Genomic DNA, 22,255 nt, shown 5'->3' on the forward strand with positions numbered 1-22,255 from the left:
CCGGATATAGTGATACGGTCATATACAAACAATTATAACATATTCCAGTTTAACGAAGCGGATGTACTTATCAAACAAGGCATTATTGCTGTACAAAAAAATAATAAAAAAGATAGTATATTGAATGGATAAGTTACAGTTGATTATTCTTTTATTTATTAATATATGAATCAATTATTACAACAGAGATTTTTCCAATTATTATCGGAATACTCACAGCACAAAGTTTCTGCATCCGAATTAGTAGAAGCGATTGAGGAATTGGCTACATGGGTAATCAATTTTAGTATCAATGAACAGGATTATAGCGTATTACTCCGCTATTTTTCTTTTGGCTTGCATCGTCTTAAATCGTATCGTGCACGGTTTGAGCAAGAAAAAAATGCCCTATTTACATCTTATAGATGAAGCGATAGGACTTTTAAACACTGAAATACGCCTTATTGAATGGCGCATCAAATACCCGGAACAACTACAGCAACGTACTAATAAGCAATCTCTTTCCCCTCTCTATCTTGCTGACAAAACAACTCTTATCAACATCATGGAAATGGTAAGCGGTCTGTTCCTCTCCAAAGACATCGTATATAAGAACGGAAAGCCTGCCTATTTGGTGGTTACTGGTGGTTGTCGTTATCAACCCTCCAAGATACAGCTTTAACCATTGTAAATCAGCAACTTGCAAATTCTTGTCTCGTGATACAAAATCAGCGAGGGACAAAAACGGGACAAAAACACGGAAAAATAAAGTCAAGAACACTTTGCCCGAAATATCCCTTGTTGAATACCTCTGTTTCATTTGCAAAGGTACAAATTTGTCCCTTGAAAAACGAGGGGAAATCCCTATTTCTCTCATTCACAACTCATTTTCCTACCATTGTACCCTAAATGTGGTTATTGCAAGCGATTTTGACCTCAAACAGCATGACTTGAGAAAATCGGGTGTTAAATTTTGTTTTGCACTCTGTTGGACATTTTCAAAAACGAGAACTGGCAATAGAACCAAAGATTTGCCACCCCTATTGTCCAATTCCTGACTTTGGGAGTGTTTGAACGATAAATATTTAAAGATGCTGAATTTCAGATGAGTGTCCGACCAATCTACCACGTTACAGCATGGTAAAATAGAACCAAAGAATTGAAAATCAGCACTTTTAATAAACCATAACGGCTGCTTGAATATCATTGGCAACTATATACCTTTGCAGCCGAAATCGATAACGAAATAAACAAAATATCAGAATTATGACAGAAAAGAACGCATTAAAGATGAACCTCGACCATGAGCGCAAGATAGTGGAGCTTTAGTCGAGAGTGAACAAGTTGGAAAACCTTTGCTATATGACAAAGGAAGTGTTGAACCTTGAAGAGGCATCCGCCTTTCTCGGCATTGCCAAGAGTACGCTCTACAAGATGACGCATCTTAACCAGTTGCCGTACTTCAAGCCTGCTGGCAAGCTCATCTTCTTTGAGAAGAAAGCCTTGCTTGACTGGGTGCGAGGAGCAAGAGCAATGTCGGAGGAGGAGATAAGACTGGAGGCTGCAAACCGTCTGAATGAAATGAACAATAGACCATAGCATCATGACGAAAGATGAACTTGTAAACAGTCTGCAAAAACGTGACCCTCTGTTGGCTAATGCGGTCAGCAATATGGTAGACTACATTTCCGACCGCTTTCCTGCCGCTTACCCAAGCAAGGAACAGACGGAATCCGTCAACGCTTACCTGCATTCAGTATTTGCAGACGGTGACGGAACCATGTCGGAAAGAAACTGTGAGCATCGAAGAATAGCATCACAGAAAATCACCATCAATGCCATACAAGTGCTTGATAGCCCTCAACTTGACCGACTGCAATGTGTGCTTGACCATATCGCATACGACAAGGAGTATTATATGCCAGAAAGAGGCTTCGGCATGAGGCGATAGTTTCTCTTTTCACCGCAGAGATTTTCCGCATGACAGTAACAAAACATTTACACAACTAATATCATACAACGATGAACAGTAATATTTTCAACAGCATTATCCTGAGTAACGAACAAGTAAACTATCTGATGGGTGGCACGGCTGGCATCAATCGCCTTTCATGCCTTTATCAACTCATTCAGATTGTGACACGACAGATTGAAACCTCAAATGAGGTTGGGGAATCCACAACAGAATTGTGGGAAGTGAACATATCTGAGGTGGCTCTATCCAAACTATGGAAGTGTGACCGAAAGACCGTCTCCAAGATGCTTGACCACATGAACAAATTGGGCATCCTTTCTTCTATACAGACAAGACGGGGAAGTGTTCACACTTTGCTCTGCATTTCAGCATGGATTGTTGATGGCAAGAAGTGTGTCAATCCTCACTATGTTCCCATCAACCAAAGAAGCAACTATGACAAGTCAATTTCTTCTGCTTCCACAACCGCATTCCCTAACAAGGAAGATCCACCCATCAAAAATGGCGGTACTTCTCCTACACAACTTGCCAACAGTTCCTTTTCTTCCCTAACTTCTGGAAATGGCGATAATGGCAAGGAGGAAGATGTTCCACCGCCAAGCGTTTCAGACATGGAACTGGAGGCAGAAGCCAGAAGGCAATTCTTCAAGGAACAGATGGAAGCAGAGGATGCCCCACAATTGCTGTTACTTGGGTAATTTGAGAACCGTTATACAATAAGTCTGTGAACATGTGCAGCCACAGTGCGTAGCGTGCATGTGCGTAAACTCTGATAGCAGTGCTATGCAAGAAATACCAATGTCATACAAACGCACTTCGTTTGTCCGTATGCCAATGGACTTCTTGAACGCTCGCAAGCTCGCATTGGGTTGCACACTTTTATAGAAGCAATACTTGGTATGAATAAGAAGAATATAGAAAAGGAGGCACCGAAATATACGAGCCGCCTAATAGTAAGGCTTACGCCACAGCTTCATAAGGAGATAGCGGAATATGCTGCTCTTTGCGGACTGACAACAAGCGCATACGCACGCAAGCGGTTGGAGGGCAAATATCCCAAACAACGCTTGACTGACAAAGAAATGGAGGCTTTGAACAGCCTATCGGATGCCAGGGGCGATATACAGAAATTGTTCGGCTTCCTCAAAGGTCGTCCGCTTACGGAACGTGAGAATATTCTCCGCAGCGAAATCTTCATGAAACGATGGAGAACAAGTGTAGAGGTAATCTTGAACCGCATGATTGAGATAGAGAAATACTTAACACAATAGAACATACGACATCTATGATAGCAAAAGCAAAGGTAATAAGTCATGGCACAAATGCCATACGTTACTCAGTAGATAAGGACAAGGCGGAGATTGTAAAGACCAATCTCTTGCCCGATGATATTTCCCCAACGGCAATGTGGGCAAGAATGCTTGCCTTGCAGAAGAAGTTTGAGGACAGGTTGAACCGTTATCATCCGCTCAAACGTAACATGATACGTATTGAAGTTTCCCCAACCTCGGATGAAACACAAGGGTGGACGATAGAGGACTGGCAGAGGTTGGCGGATGACTTTATCCGTGAGTTCGATGCTGTTGACCTTTCCGCCAAGTCGAAGCGCAAAAGTGCAAAGGCAACCAATCTCAAAGACAGCCAATATGTAGTTGCACTTCATCGTGACAGCAAGAGTGGCATTATGCACCTTCACATTGATGCAAACCGCATAGACATAAAGGGCAACGTGAACGATGCCCATTACATCTATGAGAGAGCAATGATGGCAGCATCCAAGACTGGACAACAACGAGGTTGGAAAGATGCACAAGAGGTGAGCCAACGAAACAAGGACATGATAGCGCAGGACTGCCTGTCAGTTTTAGCCAGGATGCCACGCTTTGATTGGGGACTATACACAAAATGCCTCACGCAAATAGGATATGATGTCAAACTACAATCCGACAGTAAAGGACAAGTGCGTGGGTATTCCATTAGGCGAGGAAACTCCATTTACAAGTCTTCTGAACTCGGCAAAGGGCGTTGTCTCATGCCGTCAAAGATAGAAAAGACTTGGGCAAAATTGCATCCGCAGGAATGGAAAAGGCCAATTGTTGGTTCGCTAAGGGGTGCAGAAAATGGACAACCGAAAAATGTTGTGTCAATGGCAAAGCCAATGCACACTATGGACAACACTTCCAAGATGCGACATTTCAACTTCTCCACAGACGAGTTCCATCATTACCCTGTGGATATTCCGCAACCATGTCTTGATGTCATAGACAAGAATATCGCCCTTGATGCAGACAATGTTTTTGCCAAGATTGAGGACGTGCAAAAGACAGCAATTCTTCTCTTTGCTGAATACATTGATGCTGCAACAACTATAGCTGCCCAGTCTGGAGGTGGCGGAGGTGGTGCAACCTCTGGTTGGGGACGAGACAAAGACGAGGATGAACTTTCGTGGGCGCATCGTTGTGCTATGATGGCTAACCGCTTATGCAGTCCACGCAAGAAACGGGGATATGACAGATAACAAAATACAACCATAAAAATTTTCATTATGGCAATAGGCAAAAGTAAACTCTCAGATATGGATTTTGGTTCTTTTAAGGACACGATTGACAAGAATATCGAAACCGATAAGGCTTCAGATAGGTTCGACCGACAACTGCAAGCATACAAGGAGGCTGGAGTAAAACTTGATGCAGCAAATAACAGTATCTCTGCAGCCAAGGATTCTTTGAACGAAGCCACTACCGCTTTCAATGAGGTTGTGGACGATGCAAATGCTGCTGTTCAACATCTCTTTGAAACTTTTGAAAAATTCCATGCCTTCACCTTCAAGGCTAAACTCTCCTCTGATGATTTGAACAAACTTTCTGAGCTCCAAAAGCAGATTGTTGTTGGTGGAACGCAATTATTGGAAGAACACAGAAATGAAACTAAGAAAATACTCTCCAGTCATTTCTATAATATGGCAAACAAAATGGCACAGAATGAGGGCGTATGGCTATCTAACATTTGGATGAAGACTTTGCTATGGATTTTCTTGCCATGCTTCATCTTTACTATTTCAACAATAGTCGTGTGGATCGTTTTGAAATGCAAGTGAAAGCGACAGTAAGTCGTCAGTTCCATCACCGTGTAAAGAACTGGCGACCTGTTGTTTGCCCGAACGACATTACCAAGTAATTACCTTATCAACAATCTCTTGTTGTTCTAGACTACTTCTTCGCAGATATATGCGAGTGGTTTCGATGCTTTTATGCCCCATGAGGTCAGCAAGTAATGCTATGTCATTGAATTTTTCCAAGAAATTCTTAGCATAGCGATGACGGAATGAATGCGGATAAACGGCACAGTTGCATAAGTCCGTGGCTTAAATTTGTAGTATAGGTATATATCTTCTTGTTTAATGCTTACTAGTGATGCGATATTATTCGCTTAACTATAGTTATATATTTGATATTTAATTATTTACAAGCGTTCTTTGTTTTTTGATTTGAAATTGATTGAGTAATTTTGCAGCCAAAACTGCAAGATTATGAACATCGGCAAATATATCTTTGCTCAAGTCATCGACTTCATACCTCGATACCAATTTGACAAGTTGGTGAAGAAGTACAAAGGTGACTGGCATGCAAAAGATTTATCCTGCTATAGCCAGTTGCTTCACCTGCTATTTGGTCAGATTACTGGTTGCGTATCCATCCGTGATATTTGTCTGTGCCTAGAGGCTCATGGAAGTAGCATATACCACTTGGGAATTCGCAAGTCTGTCAATCAATCCAATTTATGTCGTGCTAATGAGAAAAGAGACTATCGCATCTACGAAGGACTTGGCATGTATTTAATCAGTATCGTCCGACCAATGTATTCAAACACAAAGGTTACTGAGATAACAATAGACAATGTCCTCTATGCGCTTGACTCCACAACTATCTCAACAAGCATTGTTCTGGCTGCATGGGCATTGGGCAAGTATAGCAAAGGCGCAGTCAAAATGCACACACTGCTGGATCTTCGTGGAAGCATTCCTGCAAATATCCATATTACAGATGGGAAATGGCATGACAGCAATGAACTGGATGAGATTGTGCCTGAGGCATTTGCGTTCTATATGATGGACAAAGCATATGTTGATTTCATTGCTTTGTTTCGCTTTCATAAAGCCGGTGCATATTGGATAAGTCGTCCCAAAGATAATATGAGATACGAGGTCGTTAACCATCGTCTTGACTTTGATCCAAGTACAGGAATCTGTGGCGATTTTATCATAAAGCTGACTACCCATAAGTCGAAGAAACTCTACCCAGAACCAATCCGGATGGTTACTTACCATGACTCGGTAACAGGCAATGATGTGGAATTTATTACCAACAATTTTGAGATCAGTGCCATTGAGGTCACCAATCTATACCGTCATAGATGGGATATTGAGGTTTTCTTCAAGTGGATAAAGCAGAATATCGTAGTGAAGAACTTGTGGGGATATTCAGAGAATGCAGTACGTACTCATTTGTGGGTTGCTATTATTGCATATCTGATAATCGCCAAAATCAAGGCTGACTACAAAAGTCCGTATTCAATCACCGAGGTGGCTACCTTAATAAGGATCTCCGCACTAGAAAGGGTGGATTTGAGAGACCTCATAACTAAGCCAAAGGACTCAATCATTCAAAACCAATTCGCATCCGTTGTCTGTGGTTATCGTGTGAACGAACTCCCTATACGGGAAAAGCAGCCTAGCCACGACTTTCACCGTAGGCACAGCCTTGCGTCCGCACTTCAGTCTCTCCATCAGAATGAAGTTGGTTGAACGTTCCGTAAGCGTGACAATGGCGTGGCCGTAAGAATCCACGATGGTATCCATCTCCCAATCGCCGAAGCGTGTGCCGTCCGCCTCCTTGGGACGGTCGTGGATGCTTGTGCGATTGGCTATGTTTGTGGCCTTGGTGGGGCGTGTCGCCTTGACTCTCTTGGTATACTTAAGCTCATGCGGCATATGTTTCGCAAGACGTCCGCTGGCGTCTGCATGCACGTGGTTGTAGATGGTCTGTATTGCGATATGAATACCCTCCTTGCGCAAGACGCCGGCAATCTGCGATGGTGACCAGTCCTCTTCCTCTATCATTTGCTCGATACGCCACCATAATTCCGCCGGCTTGCGGTGATTGCCCTCCAGCCCGTGCTTGCGCGCTTCCGCCTTGCGTTGGGCTGTGCGCCACACGTATTCGCCGTTGGTGTTGCTGTTGCGTCTGATCTCTCGAAGCACAGTGGACGCGGACACCTCGATTTCGCGAGATATTCTACTTATGCTCCACTTCCTTTTTATTCCCAGGTATATTTCGTACCTTTGTTCTGAGGTTAATTGATTGTACATAGCAATACAAGAATAATTAATCTTTGGGAGACTTCGGTCTCCTTTTTTTGTTTGTATTGCTGTCAGACGTTCTTGGGGGCTTTGCGCCCCCGCCACTTAGGCTTCCCCCGCAGTGTTTTTCATAGTTTTACCCCGAAAATCGTTGCACTTCTATTTGGACACTGCAGCGTTCCCTCCGTCTTGCCCCCTTCTTGGTTTCTGCCGGCCATCTCCCTGAGAAATAAAATATCAGCTCCGTTAATAGGACCAGATATTACCAGAGAGGTTGTGGTATACTTTTCTGCCCCGGATATTTTCTCGGAAAGTTTTCCGGGAGTTTCCAATATCACCGTTTTCTGTGCATAAGCCACACAGCAAAGCAAAGATAACGCTATTACCGTCAGGCCTTTTCTGAATGTAAAGATTTGCATAGTTCTTTTTTTATTTGATTAATAAATCGGATTCGTATATACCTTTTTTTCCTAGCGAAGAATTGGTAAAGATATGGAAAATATTGTCTTATTTCTTCTCGTAAGGTATGACAATCTTGAAACCCCGACCACGAAGCACAACATCTTTTTCCCTCACCTCTTCTACGTATAATTTACAATTGCCCTCTTTCAATCCGCTACTTGCGAACTCATCAGGATAAAGCATCGAGAACGAGACATCAATATGTGTTCCAGCCACGGGATTGACAACAGCAGGTGTTATCTTCAAAACCTTCCGGGAAGAATATGGGTGCGCACCGTTGCAGAGCCACACTCCCACACCGGGACGCCGCACGGCCATCACCGTGTTCATCTGCTCGTAAAGACTGTGCGAAGTGGTGCCATAGATGCCCACGCGACCGGCCGTACCATCGCAGCGCACAACGACTTTCAGAGTCTTCTCTTTCTTGTCTTGCGAGATGACCCGTATCATCGCCTCACCCTCGTAATAGGCTTGAATTTCCAAGATGTTGGTCTTTGCGTTCCACTTCGCATTGATTACTTTGTCCGAGTCTTCTATCTTCAAGTCGACGATGTCTCCCCCACCGTTCAAGCTCACGAACTTACTTTCATCACGAGGATAAAGTCTTATTTCCGACTGGCTGATACTGAGTTCAGGAACCACCACGTTGATTTCCACACGCTTTTTGAAGTCGCCAGAAATGATGGTGGCATAGGTTCGTCCCTCCCATATCCCACTGATGCGCAAGGTATCTTTGCTGATCTTGACCTCCGCGACTTTCGAGTCGGCAACATTGGCCATATATTTTCCAGTTCCCCCGCTGAGAATAATGGTTCGGGTAGACAGCTTATTGAGCGAAACCTCGGTGATGTTGTCAGTTCCCAAGCGGATGTCCTTCTTTTCCTGTACGTTGTCGCTGTCGCATGCAGCAAACACGATGCCGCAACATAGCAGCAAATAAAAAAGTATTTGTTTCATCGTTTTTCTAATCCACATTCAATTTGTATTCTATATCCCATTTGCGTTCAGGCGTCTCTGTGATTTCGATTTGCAGGATATGCTGCCCCTTGCCCGTGAAGATAATGCTACCATTAACAGGCGTCACAGGCATTCCGTCTACCCTGTATATGATTTTGGCGTCGGGATCGGCCAAATCGTGATAGAACAGCCGCAGTGTGCGGGGACAGGTTCCGACCTCACGCACTGTGTACAAATAAGGAACGCGATCTTCCTTGTCAATGCCCGTATTCATCCGTTGGGTCTGTTGCGTGAGCGGAGCAGAAGGAGCCGATATATCCGACCCCTTGACAGAACACACGCTGAACTGATAGGATTTGCCCGGTTCGAGTCGCTCGACGATATAGGATGTCCCTTCTGTAGTAGCCACTTTTTCTCCATTCATTATGATTTGATAGCTTACATTTTCTTCGGCAATGGCATTCCACGACAGCTCCATTTCTCGCTGCTGCGGTCTGACCACGACATTGGAAGGCGCTTCGAGCGCCGCTGAGGGTTTCCCCTCTTTGGTCTGCACGAATGAGATGTCGTCGATAAGAATGCAACCGCCGGATTCTGCCGACTTGTAATCGTTTTCAATATAGAGGCCCACTCCAGCCTTGTCTACTCCAGCAGGAGCCTTGAATGTAAATGTCTTCTGTTGCCACTGATCCGAGAAATCCGTTGCTTTTTCTTTGTCGCGCGTCTCTTTCTTTATGGATGTCGTGCCCTTATACCAGTCTACCGTTACCGTGATATTGGGATTCTTGACATTACCCTTATACCAATAGGTAAGGCGGTATTCTCCGCCAGCCTCAATCGCGATGTGATAAGGGTTGAAATTCTCGTCGCGCGAGAAGAACGAGCCCCCATTGGGATATACTTTCACGGCGAATACACCGCTGTGCGCATCCTTGATTCTCGTATAGAACAACGACGAGTTGAAAGACCAATAAAGCGGTTTTTGATAAGGATCAAAATAGCCGGGAGGTTCTTCCTCCTCATCCTCTTCGTCGTCTTCTCCTGATGGAGGAGGCGTAACTTTGGCGTATTCTTCAAATCCGCCATTGGGAATTAGTTCTTTCCCCAACTGTGCCTTCGCCGTAAACGAAAGCGACAATAATAATAAAATGAAATAGATTCTATGTATCATTCTGTGTGAAGTTTGCTAATTGGAATGTTTAATATCGTCGAGTGTCAGCCCATAGCATTTACCGATGGCCGCCGCCACATTCTTGAGAGATCCTTCGGTCGATTCCGAGCCAAGCAGCCGCTGTTTGTCCCACAATCCGCTGCCGGCCGTGAGCTGTGCGATGAAATGTGTTGCTTCTTCGTAGGAAAGGTAGGGATTACCCGAGGCCTGCAAGGTGAATTGCAGTCCGTAAACGGCACCGCAGCCCTTGGAAAGAAACACCAAGGCATTGTTGATGTCTTCATCTAAGTTGACAAGGGTTATCTCGCCGACCAGCAGGCTCATAGCCCGCACGGCAGCCACTTTCGACAATTCGTCCCTAATAAGCAGCAACTGAGCTTGCACTTCCTCATAGCGAAACTCGGTGAGCGCCTGACGGCCGATTGCAAAGGCATTGTAGATCTTAATTCGGCTTTCGCGCAACACAGACAGGCCGCTTGTCTGTATGAAGGGCAGCCAATACTGATAATAGCCATAGGCAAGGTCCCAGTGGTGTTCAAGTTCCGTATAGTTCCGTCCCGGGAGTAGTGTTGTGCTTTCATGTTCACGGCGTAGTCGGGTGTCGTTGTATAGACTGTCGTTGAGATGCGTATTGAGGATCTTATCCAAATAGCCCCCCCCCCATACGATGCCATTGAACAACTCTGCCACTATCACTCCTTTCTCGTTGGCGAAGGCAATGTTGACATCACCGATATTCGTGCCCACATATCCGCCTTGTCCGGGTTTTGCCTTGCGGTTGCGATAAGTTCCGGGACTCGGCTTAGACAGTCCACTCAACACGCCCGTTGTCTGAAAGATGTCTTCCACATCTTTCAGTATGCGTGCCCTGTCGGCCTTGTGCAGAGGAGACGACGCCAGCTCTTCCTTGGGCTTCAAGCCGAACTCTCCATTGCAGAAATAGTCCTGTACCTTGTCCATATTGGCCTGATACATTATCGAAGCGATTTTGAGATAACTGTTGTAAATATAGTCAAGCGGATCGCGCAGAAGGCCGCATTCCAGATAGTCTATACTGCTGCTACCATTGCGTTTGAATTGATAGGTCGGATCAGGGATCTGCGGTTCGCGATAAGCAGACTCCACGGTCTCACCCCCCCATTGATCGCACGAAAGGAATGTCAATGGAGCCAAGAGCAACATGATGTAAATTGCAATGTTCTTTTTCATATTTCTAATATTATATTAAGGAAGAATGATGTAGCCACAGAACGGAGCCTTGATTTTGTCAAGGCCTTCTTCGTTCTGATGCTCGTTCACGCTCAGCGGCTTCACAATAGTGAACCCGTCTTCGGATATGGCAGAGATGGTGGCTTTTACAGACGATCCACGCGGCCCCACTCCGTTGACACAGAGATACATCGGGTAACCCGATTTGGCCGCGAATGTGATGGTTTGCTCCTTACCGTTGGTCAGAAACAGATGTGCCGTCTCGTCGCCATTATTGCTTGATACGATACGCAACTGCTTGTCGGGAGCGATGTAATGAATCGTATAGCGGGAAGAGATATCGTCCTCGCCTACAAGTTGCCCCAGAATATCCACTTCATTGAACGAGCAAGTAAGCGTTACTTTATATTCCCTCACATTCTCGGTAATGTCCACTCCTGGATATACATAGTCCGAAACTGGTGCGTCGGGATCGCCCAATTGCACGATTTGGTCTTCATAGGAGACCTTCGGCTTTTCAATACCGGGAAATGGGAACAGCTTCTCATAGTCCTCATCGGCATAATCTTCACTGCTTCTCGAACAACCCAGCGTGAGCAGGGTCAGGCCTATCAAAGTGTATTTTGTCAAGTTTATCTTCATTGTCTGTTGTCCTTGTTTCTATGATGTATTTTTTTTATGTTCTCACTTGTCATTCTACGGGCTCGTCCCATATTTCCGCTTCGAGTCCTGTGAACTCTCCTTCGGGATGCAGGTGCTTGCTCACTAAACGGATGCTACGCAGCAACGGGTCGTAGACCGATACCAGTTCAGCCACAAATCGGTTGCCCTTACGCTGAAAGTCGAAAAACATGGTCTTACTGTCGTAGCGCAGACCAGCTCTGAATGTTATGCCGTGCTCTGTCCCGGCATATCCAGAGCCAAGGCCGGTCATCTCTTTGGCAGGGTAGCCCGGGATGGGATTCTTCTTTTGGGTGAAAAGGAAGAGATAGTATTTCTTTTCCTTGATTTCCTTGAGCAAAGCCTGATTGGTCTCCACATTGCGCTTGATGTAGATGTCGCTCCGGAAATAGGTGCGTCCGCCCCTATGTATAAGGAGCTGCGGATTGACCATCTGCTCAAAGAATGTGCGATTATCGTAAGCTTTCCGCACGAAGCCTGTTGTCTCCTCTGCGCTTCTCAGCTTGGTGAAGACTATGTATTCGCGTGCCGGCTGCAGGTAAGTAGCCGTGCGAAACACCAAGTCTCCATCCTCATTCTTGCCCATATAAAGGAAATCTGAAGCTCCGGCAAAGCGGTCGTTCACGAGTCTGTGTATATAGTTATATGTAGAGAAACTCAATTGGGTGAAGCTGTTTCGGCCGATAAGGTATTCGCTCTTCACGGCCTCAGCCGCTGTTTGGTCGGTGAAATCTGCCCACATCTCTACGGTATTGTCAGCCGCAAACTTCATCGTGAAGCAGTCGCCGCCATAACCGTAGTGCCCCCTGAATCCATGTTGAGAGATCAGTTCCGACGGATTGGAGAACAACAGCGAGTCGGTTTTGGGAAAATAGAGTACCCGCCAGCCATAAGGCGCATTCACAAGTTCGGCTTTCAAGGCTGTAATACTCTCGCTGCTGCGTTGCGAAGGAGATTTATCGAACACATCGTCCTTGGAAGAACAAGCTGCCAACAACAAGGCCGCCAATACAAGACAGTATTTCATATATCTGTTATTCATTTTTTCTTAATGTTGTTTTATATAGGCATTGATTCTGCGAACACTGATCACTTGCATCTGCTTGAGATTGATATGCCAGCTTTTCTGCACATATTCATTGACGAAGGCTTGTTTTTCCGTAAATTCCTTATAAGCCTGTTCTGCCTCTTTGGCATAACGCGCATTCACTTCCGGGTCGACATCCGTATCAGGCGTCTTTGCCGTAACGGTAGCGTCATACACCTCTTTAGGCGTACTGGTGAGCGTGGCGCTGATGATTTCAGCAAAGTCGTCTTCAGCCGAAAGGAACGAGAGCATTGTATAGAATCCTCGCTTATTGGCATAAGCATCCAGTCCGAACTTCTCTTTTCCAGTAGAGGCATAGCCCAACTGGGCTGCTATCAACTCGGTAGAACCCGTATAACGATGCCCGCTGATGGTGAAAAATTTATCACGGTCGTAAGCGATGAGCTGCATAAGACGCTTGGCCAGTTGATGGTGTACGCTGCGCATGAGTACGAACATCTTGTCGGCATCGCCCGGATTGAAGTCGTTCACATTGTACAGGCACATCTCCGCTGCCGTGAGCTGCGGATTATTGAGGCGCTCCACCCCGTTCTCATCGGGATTTCCACCGCCATAGAGATACAGCTTGATGGGCAGACGACCGAGCAGGAAGTCTGCTCCTCCCACTTCTTTCAGTCGATAGGTCTCTAAACCTAATTCTCTCACAGCCTCGAGTATCGCACGCACATTCTCTAATTTGGGTGGATAAATGAATGTACCCGTAGAGCCGGTATTCTTTTCCCAGCGATAGATTACCTCAATGCCGTAGGGTTTGGTGATATTGTCGAGTATCCAATTATCCAGCTGCGTGGTTTCTATCTGCTGCTTACCGTCGTCAATCACGCTTCTGTCGCTCAGTTTCTCTTCGTCGCATCCTGTGAGAGTGAGTGCCGTGAGGAGCAGAAGAGTTGTCTTTCTTATCTTTATTTTCATTGTCTTACTTTATCTGTTTGGATGTTGATAGGATTTATCGGATTGGTTCCTGGCGCTCGCGCGGATTGGCGGCAAGACCTCTTTGAATGGCTTCGGTTGGTATCTGGAGCACTTTTCTGGGGTCTTCTTTTTCCAGCGGGAAGTAGTAGGAACTCTTCGACGAGCGTTTTACGGCCAAATGGAAACGCCGTATGTCGAACCAGCGCAGACCCTCCTGATAGAATTCTTTCTGCCGGAAATCAAGGAAGAGTTTCACCATGGCCAGCTGTTTTAGTGTCAACCCGTAGAAAGGAGTATAGATATTATAATTGTCGCTGTTTGTAGATGTATACACGGCACGGTCTACGGAGGGCATAAACCCGAACTTTCCCTGCATATATTGCAGTAAATCGTCGATGGCATGGCTGTAATTCTTCAACATGGCATAGGCTTCCATCCGGTTTAAGAGCACCTCGTCGACGGTGAAGAGCACATTCGTTACATAAAGTCCACGGGGCTTTGTGCCGATGCTTTCGGAGGTAGAAAGCTCGTCGAACTTGGCCAAATAGCGACCGGTAGTAACAGGAGCGGTTGACGAAGTGAAGATATAGGTACCTATGAAGTTCATCTTTGCATAATCTCCCCCGCCCTCAATGCCCTTTTGAGCAAAAATCTTGTCTACCGTATTGAATGTGGAACCATATTTCTCGCTGGGCGTAGTACGTGCCAGACGCGACTCTGTAGTGGTCAGCAACAAGTTCGCCGGCTCGCTCGCAGCGGCATATCTGCGATAGAGACTTCTGTGGTTGAACTCGAATACGTCGGCATATTGCCGCCAAGGGCGGAGCTGTGTCTTGGGATCTCCGCCAAGAACATAGTCCGCATATGCAATGACCTCTTTCCATTCTCCCTTCATCAGGTAGAAGCGAGAGGCAAAGGCATAGGCTGCTTTCTTATTGAAATGAAACTTAGGATGCTTATAATAGATGTCTGAAACTAAGGATATGCCCAATTTCAAATCCTTTTCGATTTGGGCATAGACTTCGTTCACCGTACCTCGCTGATAGTCTACCAAAGCATTTTTCTCAGGTTTCGTAATATAAGGAATGCCCGGATTGGTCGTTTTTCCCCCATAAGGTTCCGACCAGATGTTGACCAACATAAAGTGCAGGTAAGCTCGCAACAGGAAGGCCTCTCCATACAAGGCCTTTACACGTTCGCTCTTGGGATAGCGACTCAGTAGTTCCAAAGCCTTATTGGCCTGTGCGATGCCCTTATAGCAGGCATTCCAATAGTTCAAAGGCGTATCGAGGTCTTCCTGATCGTAGTCCTCCCAAAAGAACATGGACTCATTCAGCCGCGAATGTACACCGTTGACACGCTCTTCCACATTATCGGTGCGAGGCTCCAGAAAGGGGATATAGCTTGCCTCGGGATAAGCTCCTGTAAGCAGTTCCGCAATCTTTTCCTCGGAGTCAATATCAACATTCAGTTCTGAATCGGGACTTTTATCCAGGAAGTTGTTACAGCCGACGAATAGCCAAGCTGCTGTCGCAAATAGCAACAATGATATATTTCTTTTCATATTTCTTCTTGTTAAAAACCTATGTTCAATGTTACAGTATACTGTTTAGGCGTAGGAAGCGACACCCCACCCGACTTATAATACTCCGGATCCTGTCCTTTGAGCTTCTTATCTGAATAGATCAGGAACGGATTGGTGATATTCAGGCGTAGGTTTGCTGCGTGCAGCCTCACCTTTTTCAGAAATTTATCAGGCATGTTATATCCCAACGAGATATTCTTCATCCGCACAAAACTTCCGTCGGCCACCATCTGCTGCGAGTAATTATATGTGTTATAGGCACGCTCGATATTCTCCTTACCTACTTTTGCAATCAGTTCCTGAGAAGGAAGCGCGGGAACATCGGTCTTGAACTCATCGCCCGGATTGAGCCAACGGTTGTAATAAGATTTGGAGAAGACATTCAAGTCGCCGAACTCGGGGTCGAATGTAGGGTTCAGACGAATCTTATTGCCTGCCTGCATCGTTATGAAGAACGAGAATTCCCAATCTTTATATTTAAATGTGTTGGACAAGCCACCTATCACTTGCGGCTCTATCGGTCCGTGATACAGCAGATATGACTTGGCATACTGCGTATCGAGGAAGTCAGCTCCAGCAATATTTGAGTATTCTCCTTGGCTGGATGGATAAAGCCCGAAGTCGAATGTGGGCAGTCCGTTGTTGTTCAGACCTTGGAAATTAAACGAGAAGAGCGAACCTCTCGGATAGCCCACGATGTTTCCACGACCTCTTCCCGCCACCATATCAAAAGCATTCGGCGTGTTCTGCAGGCGCGTAATCTTTTGATCCATTGCACTCAATGTGAGGCTAGTACTCCAACTGAAGCCGTCCGTTACGATATTTTTGGTATGTAGCCCCAACTCTACGCCTCGCGTGCGCATGTCGCCGAAGTTGGCATATTTATAATATTGACCGCCCACGCCAGAGGTGCGCACAAGGTCTATCAGGTCGAAAGTGTTACGCTGATACACATCCAATGTCGTGCTGATGCGGTTATTGAACAGTCCCAGTTCCGCACCGATATTCAGCTCATACATTTTTTCCCATGTCAGGTCTCTGTTTTCCAAATGCAGGATATTGAATTTATTCTCCCTATCGTTGAAGTTATGGCGATTCACAATGCCGCTTTTGTAAATGGAATTAGCATTGATGGCCTCTTCGTTCATTTTGGCCGTGAGGCCGTAACTGACGCGCAAAGCCAGTCTGGAAATCGTCTTATTGTCTTTCATAAAGGCCTCCTGGTCGATGTTCCATTTGGCTCCCACATTCCATGTGGGCAACCACAACGCACGCGCTCCTTTGCCAGAAGTATTGGAGCCTTCGCTGTTGAACACCATATTGAAGACATATTTACCCGCATAGCCGTAGGTTCCATTAAACGAGAAAGTAACCCCCCGGTCGTTTCTCTTGTGCAGATTGAAATAATCGTTACCCTCGCCTATCAGTTTGCTGAATATCAATGGATTGGTGTAGACTTGATTTCCCCTGTCGTACTGAATGCCATAACCTTGGAAAGGATTGACCGTGCGCACAGCCGATCGTACCTCGGTAAAGGCAAAAGCCTTTAAATCATGCTCGCCCATACGCTTATCGAAATCAAGGGCGATGCGAGCCAAGACGCTTTTCAGCGAGGCTTCCGTCTTGTTTAGTATACCTCCATGGGTCAGCCCGACCTTGGGTTGGAGCTGCGGATTGTCTTTATCGTGCACCAGATAGATGTTCTGCTGAGCGACAAACGGATTTTCATTGGCTCTGAAAGCCTGTACTATATTCGAGGCTTCATGTACTTCGTGGGTCGTACTGGTATATGCTTGTCGCGTAGACAGCAGGGTTTTGATAGCGATGTCGTCGTTCAGCCTATAAGTAGCTTCACCCTGTATCTTGAAATCCAGCACATCTATGTTCATCTTGTTATTGGCATATTCGTTGAAGATGTTGAATGGCGCCCAGTTATTGCGGTAGTACTCAAGACTCCCGTCTTCATTATAGGGGCGCAGAGTGCGACTCGTTCCGAGAGCATACGTGAATGGATTGATGTCGAAATCGCGCTCAAATACTCCAAGCGTATTGTTCTTGCGCTGCGGCATCGTGCCCGGCGCCTTCTGCGAACGGATGTTACCCTGTGCCGTGAGCATAGCCGTGAGCTTATCGTTTATATAAAAGGTATTCTTCACATTGGTCGTAAGTCGGCGCACCTTGTCGGTAACGGTCCATCCCGCATCGTGATAGAAACCTATCGACGCATAGGTAGCCGTGTTCTTGCCACCGCCCGAAAGCGTTATCACATGATTAGTGATGGGCTTCATCGTAAAGAGAAGATCAAACCAGTCGGTGTTGGCATATTCGTGTTTACGCAGGAAATCCATCCTTGCCTCGGGCGTATTGGGTAGGTAATAGGTGCCCGTTGCCGGATTGACGGTACTCACTCCCTTATATAATTGATAATAGATTCCGCTGCGTCTTCCGTAAAGTGAATTGCTGATACCGAAATAGCCCTTGTCGTTCATCTCCTGATAGAGCGACATCGTTTCCTGCGAATTGAGCAAGTCGAATTCGCTATAACGAGGTTTCAGGCGCACGGTATTCTCCGTGGAGTAAGTTACCCGCAGGGGAGATTCCCTCCTACCCGACTTGGTGGTAATCACAATCACGCCGTTCAAAGCCCGAGCACCGTACACCGATGTGGCCGAAGCATCTTTCAACACCTGTATGTCCTGTATGTCGGCCGGGTTAAGTCCCGATACGGCCGAGCTGATGAGTGTCACGGCATCGCCCGATGCCAGTTGGTCGAGACTGAGGTGTACAAGGTCTTCATACACCGCACCGTCGATAACCCACAGCGGCTGCACATTGCCGATGATAGAGGCGCCACCCCGGATATTGATACGAGGCGCCGATCCGAATGTACCCGATATGTTCTGTATCGACAGGCCGGGCACGCGTCCTTCGAGCATTCGTGATACATCGGCGACACCCTCAAGCTTGATGTCATCCATCTTTACCGATGTGGCAGCGCCGGTGTATACCCGGTTACGGATGTTCTGATAGCCTGTTACCACGACTTCGTCTATTTGCCGACTGTCGTCTTTCAGCACGATATTCAATGGCTGCCCACCGACTTTCACCCGTTGTGTGAGCATGCCGATGTAACTTACCTGTAATGTCTGTCCCGGCACAGCCTTGATGGTGAAGTTTCCGTTTACATCAGACACGGCCTTTGCCTTGGTTCCCAACACCTGCACATGCACTCCGATGAGTGTTTCGCCCTGCTCGTTCCTCACCGTTCCCGTAACGGTTCCGGCTGTTTGCGCCACCGCGGTGAGAAGCGTGAACAACAACAAGACGGTTGTCAATGCTTTCTTTATGTTTATAAGTCTATACATTCTTTTTTTACAATGATGATTCTACTTGCTTTATTGACTATAATCTGCCTTTGCTTTACAGATGCAGCTGGACGCCCCCGTAGATGCCAAAAGGATGGCCGGCCCTCAATCCGGCGGGATGGCGTGATACCAAATATTTCTTATTGGCCAAGTTGATGGCATTCAGTGTGATGGTGATATTCTTATTGATATGCCCTTTTAGCGAAGCGTCCAAAATCAGATGGGCGGGAATCTTCTCACGCTCGGCAATCTTTCCATGCCCCGGCGTGGTGCGCATATCACCATTATAGCGTGCTCCGAAGTTTGCTTCCACCCATTTATGCTCGATGCCTATCTGAGCATTGAAAGCGTGCTTATATATATAAGGTATCTCGTCGCCATAAACCACATTTCCCCAAGCCGAACTTATGAAATCGTTCTTCATCTCGGTATTGGTGTATGTGTAGGAAAGCTGAATGGGCAGCTGGACGGCGAAATGCCTGGGTAGCGGCAGATAATGGAACATTAGTTCCAAGCCGTTTACCATAGCCTTACCTACATTGAACTGGTCGAGCGTGCCTTGTCCGCCCTGTGCGGCCAAGTCGCTTCCCAGCATATTGGAATAGTTATTGTTAAAGACGATGGCCTCGAACTTCATCTTTTGCGTCGTCAGGCGCAGTCCGGCTTCCACATTCACACTGCTTTCAGGTTTTTGGTTGAGCACGGCGCTGGGCGGTGCGAACCCTTTGTGAATTCCTCCGAAAGCCGAAAGGACAGACAGTACCTTCACATTGAATCCTAATCCCGGCAACAAAGCATGTGCGTGGTTGGGTGTCTCAATGCGCACCTTGCCCGTACGACGCGGATCGGCCTTGGTATAATTGCGATTCAGCAGTTCCACATCCTCATAGCGCATACCGACTGTGAGCGTGAGAATGCCTTTCGACCATTTTCCCAGCCAATAGCCCGACCAGGCATGAGCCGTGGTAATGCGGTTGGCATTGTCGCCCGGCTGTCCCGCCAAGAAAAGACTCATACGCCCGCCTTGTATCGCATAAGCATCGTCTTGCTGGAATCGGTCCTCACTGTCGGCATGATAGCGCACGCCCAGCTCCGCGGTGAGATAGCCACCGCCCAGCATCATACGATACTCACCCTTCGACTGTATGCCTCGCGAGCGGTACACACGATGATTGGCGCGCAGCATCAGCGCCTCGCCGATGTAGTCTTTCTTGCCCGTAACAATATCGAAATAGTCTCGATTGGTCTCCGGATCAGCCAGCACGGCATCGATCGAACGGCGTTCGGCCTTGGTAATGCCTGCCCTCACCTCGTTCAGTTTATACCAGTTGCGGAAGAAATAGTTATAATATAAGTTTGTGGTTATCTTAAATTTGCTGCCAGCCTTTATCAGATAGGTAGCCACCCATTGGGTATGACGGGTCTTTAAATTATCTTTCTGCGCACCAGCATAGCGGAAGTAGGGACGCATGGCGAAATCGCTTTCCGATAATCCCAGATAAGTCTCGTCAGAAGTCTCATTCGCAAACCCAAACTTCAGTTCGAACAAATGGTTGAGTCCTTCATCCCTATTGGTCTGTGCCGAGAACTTTGTTATCAGGTCGTTGCGCTTGAATCCCGTGCGCTCGTTCGGCTCATCCTTGCGGAAACCATCCGACTGATAGCGCAGATATTCCACCAGAAAGCCCGTATATTTAAAGCGGTTGCCTATGCTTGCATACGACTTGAGCGTGTTGTAGCTGCCGTAAGAGGTGTTCAACTTGGCGGTGAATCTCGAGGGAATGGGCGTCGACACCATATTAATAGCGCCACCGGTGGTAAACGGACCGTATTGCACCTGACTGCTCCCCTTCAGCACCTCGATGGCATACATGCGCCCGGCATTGGGGAAATAATAGGCCGCGGGAGCGGCATAAGGCGCCGGAGCAGCCAACACTCCGTCCTCCATGAGTGAGATACGCTCGCTTCGCTCGGCTTTCGTACCACGCAGGCTGATGTTCGGCCGCAATCCGAAACCGTCTTCTTCATACACGTTCACTCCCGGCACGCTCTTGAGCATACGGTTGATGTCGGTATAACCAAACTTTCCTAGTTCCTCCGGAGAGATATAATAAGCCGCCCCCGTACGGTTGCGGACCTCAAACTTGCTACCCAACATCTGATTGGATCGCACCACCACCTCTGTCAACCTGTACACCGAATCGGTCATCGCACTTCTTCTCTCTGTTTTTGTGCTTTGTTGCGTCTGGGCACACACGCCTAAGGGTGTCAGTGCGAGAAGCAGAAGCAGCATTCTTCTTATATAATGCATAGTAAATTTATTAGACCTATGATGCTTTCTCATCACTGAGAACTCCAAGCCTCAACGATGGCACCCAAATATTGTTTGCCATCAAGCAGATAAGTCGATTTTAAATCATTTGTTAAATTTTGCGCAAATTTAATTGAAGTTATTTGATCCCGCAATACCTATTTCTTGGTATTTATAGCAAAGTCCTTGCCTCATACATCGGGTTAGACCAAGCAAAACCGGCCGCATCAAGCGTCTCTCTTTCTCTTTTGAGACGAATACGCGTCATACGGATGCCTTTTCTTGTTTGTTCAAAGAGATACAATATCTGTATGTGCTCCACAACGAGCAGCCGTACAACCTCTTGTCTGATTCAATCTTTTCTTGTTTTACTCTTGTCCAGAGTACGTAGCGTGGACCAGCTAGGACTAATCCACGGTATTTCCTTATCGCTGTTATCTAAATATTTACCTTTTGTACTGATAGTCTGTGTAGCAGAAATGTAGCAGCAAACAGACTGGTTTATGACCGCTATTTTGACTATCTGTTGAAAGCACACTCACTCCCATTCTCGGAGTACAAAGTTAGATCTTTTTGTTTACCCCAAATCTTTATGCCATAAATATTTAGATATTTTACTGCTACACTATCCTGTTTTACAATACGGAACGACCCCATAGAAGTATAGGCATGCAAACGCCAGAGGTTGCACATTTGCAGGAAGGTCCTCAAAAAAGATGTTGGAGAAATCCCTGGGAGGCAAAACTGCCCAGTCCTATGGAATAGGTTTTCTTAGCCATATGCACTTCCTGAAAATAAAATGACGAGATCACCTATAAAGCAACCTCGTCTGAATCTACTTTCAGTGTAGTGCTAAGCCTATTGCTGGCGGGTTGCTCCTCAGCAGAGCACGTTTCCTCTTCGGCTTATGACTGCAAAGATATATTTTTTTCTTGAACTATTTATAGTTTCAAGGCTAAGCTATTAAATTTGCGTTCATATCGGAGATAGGCGTTCTTGGTCCTAAGTCTAAATTACTGTAAAGCCATTCAGTTCAATGAAGGCTAAATGTAAACCGATTTAGTTCACTCAACATTAAGTGTAAAGTTGATTAGTGAACCTATATTAAGAGTGTAAAACGAATTAGTTAATCGTACTCAAATCTGTCAAGCCTTTCTAGTGATAGTCACTGCTGTTCTGCA

The 22,255-nt window shown here is 46.3% G+C and carries 17 protein-coding genes and 4 pseudogenes; 9 read left to right on the forward strand and 12 right to left on the reverse strand.

Features of this window, described 5'->3' with window-relative positions:
- Window positions 1-165: 165 nt before the first annotated feature.
- From K8P02_RS16385 to K8P02_RS16420, 8 genes and pseudogenes are all read left to right on the forward strand, one after another.
- A complete protein-coding gene (locus K8P02_RS16385; RefSeq protein WP_008776933.1) occupies window positions 166-408 on the forward strand; it encodes a hypothetical protein in 243 nt (80 codons plus the stop codon).
- Window positions 359-616 (forward strand): annotated as a pseudogene (locus tag K8P02_RS16390) (hypothetical protein); the annotation flags it as partial. The gene K8P02_RS16385 and the pseudogene K8P02_RS16390, both read left to right, overlap by 50 nt.
- A 698-nt stretch (window positions 617-1,314) precedes the next feature.
- Window positions 1,315-1,578, forward strand: a complete 264-nt coding sequence (locus K8P02_RS16395) for a helix-turn-helix domain-containing protein (RefSeq protein ID WP_008776935.1) — start codon at window positions 1,315-1,317, stop codon at window positions 1,576-1,578.
- Between the two features lie 4 nt (window positions 1,579-1,582).
- A complete protein-coding gene (locus tag K8P02_RS16400) occupies window positions 1,583-1,930 on the forward strand; it encodes a hypothetical protein (RefSeq protein WP_008776936.1) in 348 nt (115 codons plus the stop codon).
- Between the two features lie 245 nt (window positions 1,931-2,175).
- Window positions 2,176-2,652, forward strand: a complete 477-nt coding sequence (locus K8P02_RS16405; protein WP_223381541.1) for a hypothetical protein — start codon at window positions 2,176-2,178, stop codon at window positions 2,650-2,652.
- A 201-nt stretch (window positions 2,653-2,853) separates the two neighbouring features.
- Window positions 2,854-3,225, forward strand: coding sequence for a plasmid mobilization protein (locus K8P02_RS16410; RefSeq protein WP_025867458.1), 372 nt, complete (start codon window positions 2,854-2,856; stop codon window positions 3,223-3,225).
- A 14-nt stretch (window positions 3,226-3,239) separates the two neighbouring features.
- Window positions 3,240-4,472 carry a relaxase/mobilization nuclease domain-containing protein gene (locus K8P02_RS16415; RefSeq protein WP_008776939.1) on the forward strand — a complete coding sequence of 411 codons (1,233 nt, stop codon included), beginning with the start codon at window positions 3,240-3,242 and terminating at the stop codon, window positions 4,470-4,472.
- Between the two features lie 27 nt (window positions 4,473-4,499).
- Window positions 4,500-5,051, forward strand: a complete 552-nt coding sequence (locus K8P02_RS16420) for a hypothetical protein (RefSeq protein WP_008776940.1) — start codon at window positions 4,500-4,502, stop codon at window positions 5,049-5,051.
- 69 nt (window positions 5,052-5,120) lie between these two features.
- Here the strand turns inward: K8P02_RS16420 and K8P02_RS16425 are convergent.
- A pseudogene (locus tag K8P02_RS16425) lies at window positions 5,121-5,294 on the reverse strand (tyrosine-type recombinase/integrase); the annotation flags it as partial.
- Window positions 5,295-5,483: 189 nt separating this feature from the next.
- On the opposite strand from K8P02_RS16425, the pseudogene K8P02_RS16430 reads away from it, so the two are divergent.
- Window positions 5,484-6,440 (forward strand): annotated as a pseudogene (locus K8P02_RS16430) (IS4 family transposase); the annotation flags it as partial.
- Between the two features lie 186 nt (window positions 6,441-6,626).
- Here K8P02_RS16430 and K8P02_RS16435 read toward each other — a convergent pair.
- From K8P02_RS16435 to K8P02_RS16485, 11 genes and pseudogenes are all read right to left on the reverse strand, one after another.
- Window positions 6,627-7,322, reverse strand: a pseudogene (locus K8P02_RS16435) (IS30 family transposase); the annotation flags it as partial.
- Window positions 7,323-7,441: 119 nt separating this feature from the next.
- A complete protein-coding gene (locus K8P02_RS16440; protein WP_008776944.1) occupies window positions 7,442-7,732 on the reverse strand; it encodes a hypothetical protein in 291 nt (96 codons plus the stop codon).
- Window positions 7,733-7,820: 88 nt separating this feature from the next.
- Complete coding sequence (locus tag K8P02_RS16445) at window positions 7,821-8,732, reverse strand: hypothetical protein (RefSeq protein ID WP_008776945.1); 912 nt, start codon at window positions 8,730-8,732, stop codon at window positions 7,821-7,823.
- A 7-nt stretch (window positions 8,733-8,739) separates the two neighbouring features.
- Window positions 8,740-9,903, reverse strand: a complete 1,164-nt coding sequence (locus K8P02_RS16450; protein WP_025867460.1) for a fibronectin type III domain-containing protein — start codon at window positions 9,901-9,903, stop codon at window positions 8,740-8,742.
- A gap of 15 nt (window positions 9,904-9,918) precedes the next feature.
- On the reverse strand, window positions 9,919-11,112 hold the full coding sequence (locus tag K8P02_RS16455) for a DUF4856 domain-containing protein (RefSeq protein ID WP_008776947.1): 1,194 nt from the start codon (window positions 11,110-11,112) through the stop codon (window positions 9,919-9,921).
- A 15-nt stretch (window positions 11,113-11,127) separates the two neighbouring features.
- Window positions 11,128-11,754 (reverse strand): hypothetical protein, encoded by a 627-nt coding sequence (locus K8P02_RS16460; protein WP_008776948.1) that lies wholly within the window; start codon window positions 11,752-11,754, stop codon window positions 11,128-11,130.
- 49 nt (window positions 11,755-11,803) lie between these two features.
- A complete protein-coding gene (locus K8P02_RS16465; RefSeq protein ID WP_008776949.1) occupies window positions 11,804-12,835 on the reverse strand; it encodes a DUF4302 domain-containing protein in 1,032 nt (343 codons plus the stop codon).
- A gap of 6 nt (window positions 12,836-12,841) precedes the next feature.
- On the reverse strand, window positions 12,842-13,813 hold the full coding sequence (locus K8P02_RS16470) for a putative zinc-binding metallopeptidase (RefSeq protein WP_008776950.1): 972 nt from the start codon (window positions 13,811-13,813) through the stop codon (window positions 12,842-12,844).
- Between the two features lie 34 nt (window positions 13,814-13,847).
- Entirely contained in the window at window positions 13,848-15,377 is a 1,530-nt protein-coding gene (locus tag K8P02_RS16475) for a RagB/SusD family nutrient uptake outer membrane protein (protein WP_118418028.1), read from the reverse strand.
- Between the two features lie 11 nt (window positions 15,378-15,388).
- A complete protein-coding gene (locus K8P02_RS16480; RefSeq protein ID WP_008776952.1) occupies window positions 15,389-18,763 on the reverse strand; it encodes a SusC/RagA family TonB-linked outer membrane protein in 3,375 nt (1,124 codons plus the stop codon).
- Between the two features lie 55 nt (window positions 18,764-18,818).
- Window positions 18,819-21,074, reverse strand: a complete 2,256-nt coding sequence (locus tag K8P02_RS16485; protein ID WP_025867461.1) for a TonB-dependent receptor family protein — start codon at window positions 21,072-21,074, stop codon at window positions 18,819-18,821.
- Between the last annotated feature and the right edge of the window lie 1,181 nt (window positions 21,075-22,255).

Source organism: Bacteroides nordii (genome assembly GCF_019930665.1).
GTDB lineage: Bacteria > Bacteroidota > Bacteroidia > Bacteroidales > Bacteroidaceae > Bacteroides > Bacteroides nordii.

Bases quoted from the DNA above. Each gene is read 5' to 3' on its own strand.
- K8P02_RS16475 (WP_118418028.1), bottom strand. From the start codon at position 15,377: ATGAAAAGAAATATATCATTGTTGCTATTTGCGACAGCAGCTTGGCTA.
- K8P02_RS16400 (WP_008776936.1), top strand. From the start codon at position 1,583: ATGACGAAAGATGAACTTGTAAACAGTCTGCAAAAACGTGACCCTCTG.
- K8P02_RS16420 (WP_008776940.1), top strand. From the start codon at position 4,500: ATGGCAATAGGCAAAAGTAAACTCTCAGATATGGATTTTGGTTCTTTT.
- K8P02_RS16385 (WP_008776933.1), top strand. From the start codon at position 166: ATGAATCAATTATTACAACAGAGATTTTTCCAATTATTATCGGAATAC.
- K8P02_RS16440 (WP_008776944.1), bottom strand. From the start codon at position 7,732: ATGCAAATCTTTACATTCAGAAAAGGCCTGACGGTAATAGCGTTATCT.
- K8P02_RS16465 (WP_008776949.1), bottom strand. From the start codon at position 12,835: ATGAATAACAGATATATGAAATACTGTCTTGTATTGGCGGCCTTGTTG.
- K8P02_RS16410 (WP_025867458.1), top strand. From the start codon at position 2,854: ATGAATAAGAAGAATATAGAAAAGGAGGCACCGAAATATACGAGCCGC.
- K8P02_RS16470 (WP_008776950.1), bottom strand. From the start codon at position 13,813: ATGAAAATAAAGATAAGAAAGACAACTCTTCTGCTCCTCACGGCACTC.
- K8P02_RS16480 (WP_008776952.1), bottom strand. From the start codon at position 18,763: ATGTATAGACTTATAAACATAAAGAAAGCATTGACAACCGTCTTGTTG.
- K8P02_RS16485 (WP_025867461.1), bottom strand. From the start codon at position 21,074: ATGCATTATATAAGAAGAATGCTGCTTCTGCTTCTCGCACTGACACCC.
- K8P02_RS16450 (WP_025867460.1), bottom strand. From the start codon at position 9,903: ATGATACATAGAATCTATTTCATTTTATTATTATTGTCGCTTTCGTTT.
- K8P02_RS16445 (WP_008776945.1), bottom strand. From the start codon at position 8,732: ATGAAACAAATACTTTTTTATTTGCTGCTATGTTGCGGCATCGTGTTT.
- K8P02_RS16415 (WP_008776939.1), top strand. From the start codon at position 3,240: ATGATAGCAAAAGCAAAGGTAATAAGTCATGGCACAAATGCCATACGT.
- K8P02_RS16460 (WP_008776948.1), bottom strand. From the start codon at position 11,754: ATGAAGATAAACTTGACAAAATACACTTTGATAGGCCTGACCCTGCTC.
- K8P02_RS16455 (WP_008776947.1), bottom strand. From the start codon at position 11,112: ATGAAAAAGAACATTGCAATTTACATCATGTTGCTCTTGGCTCCATTG.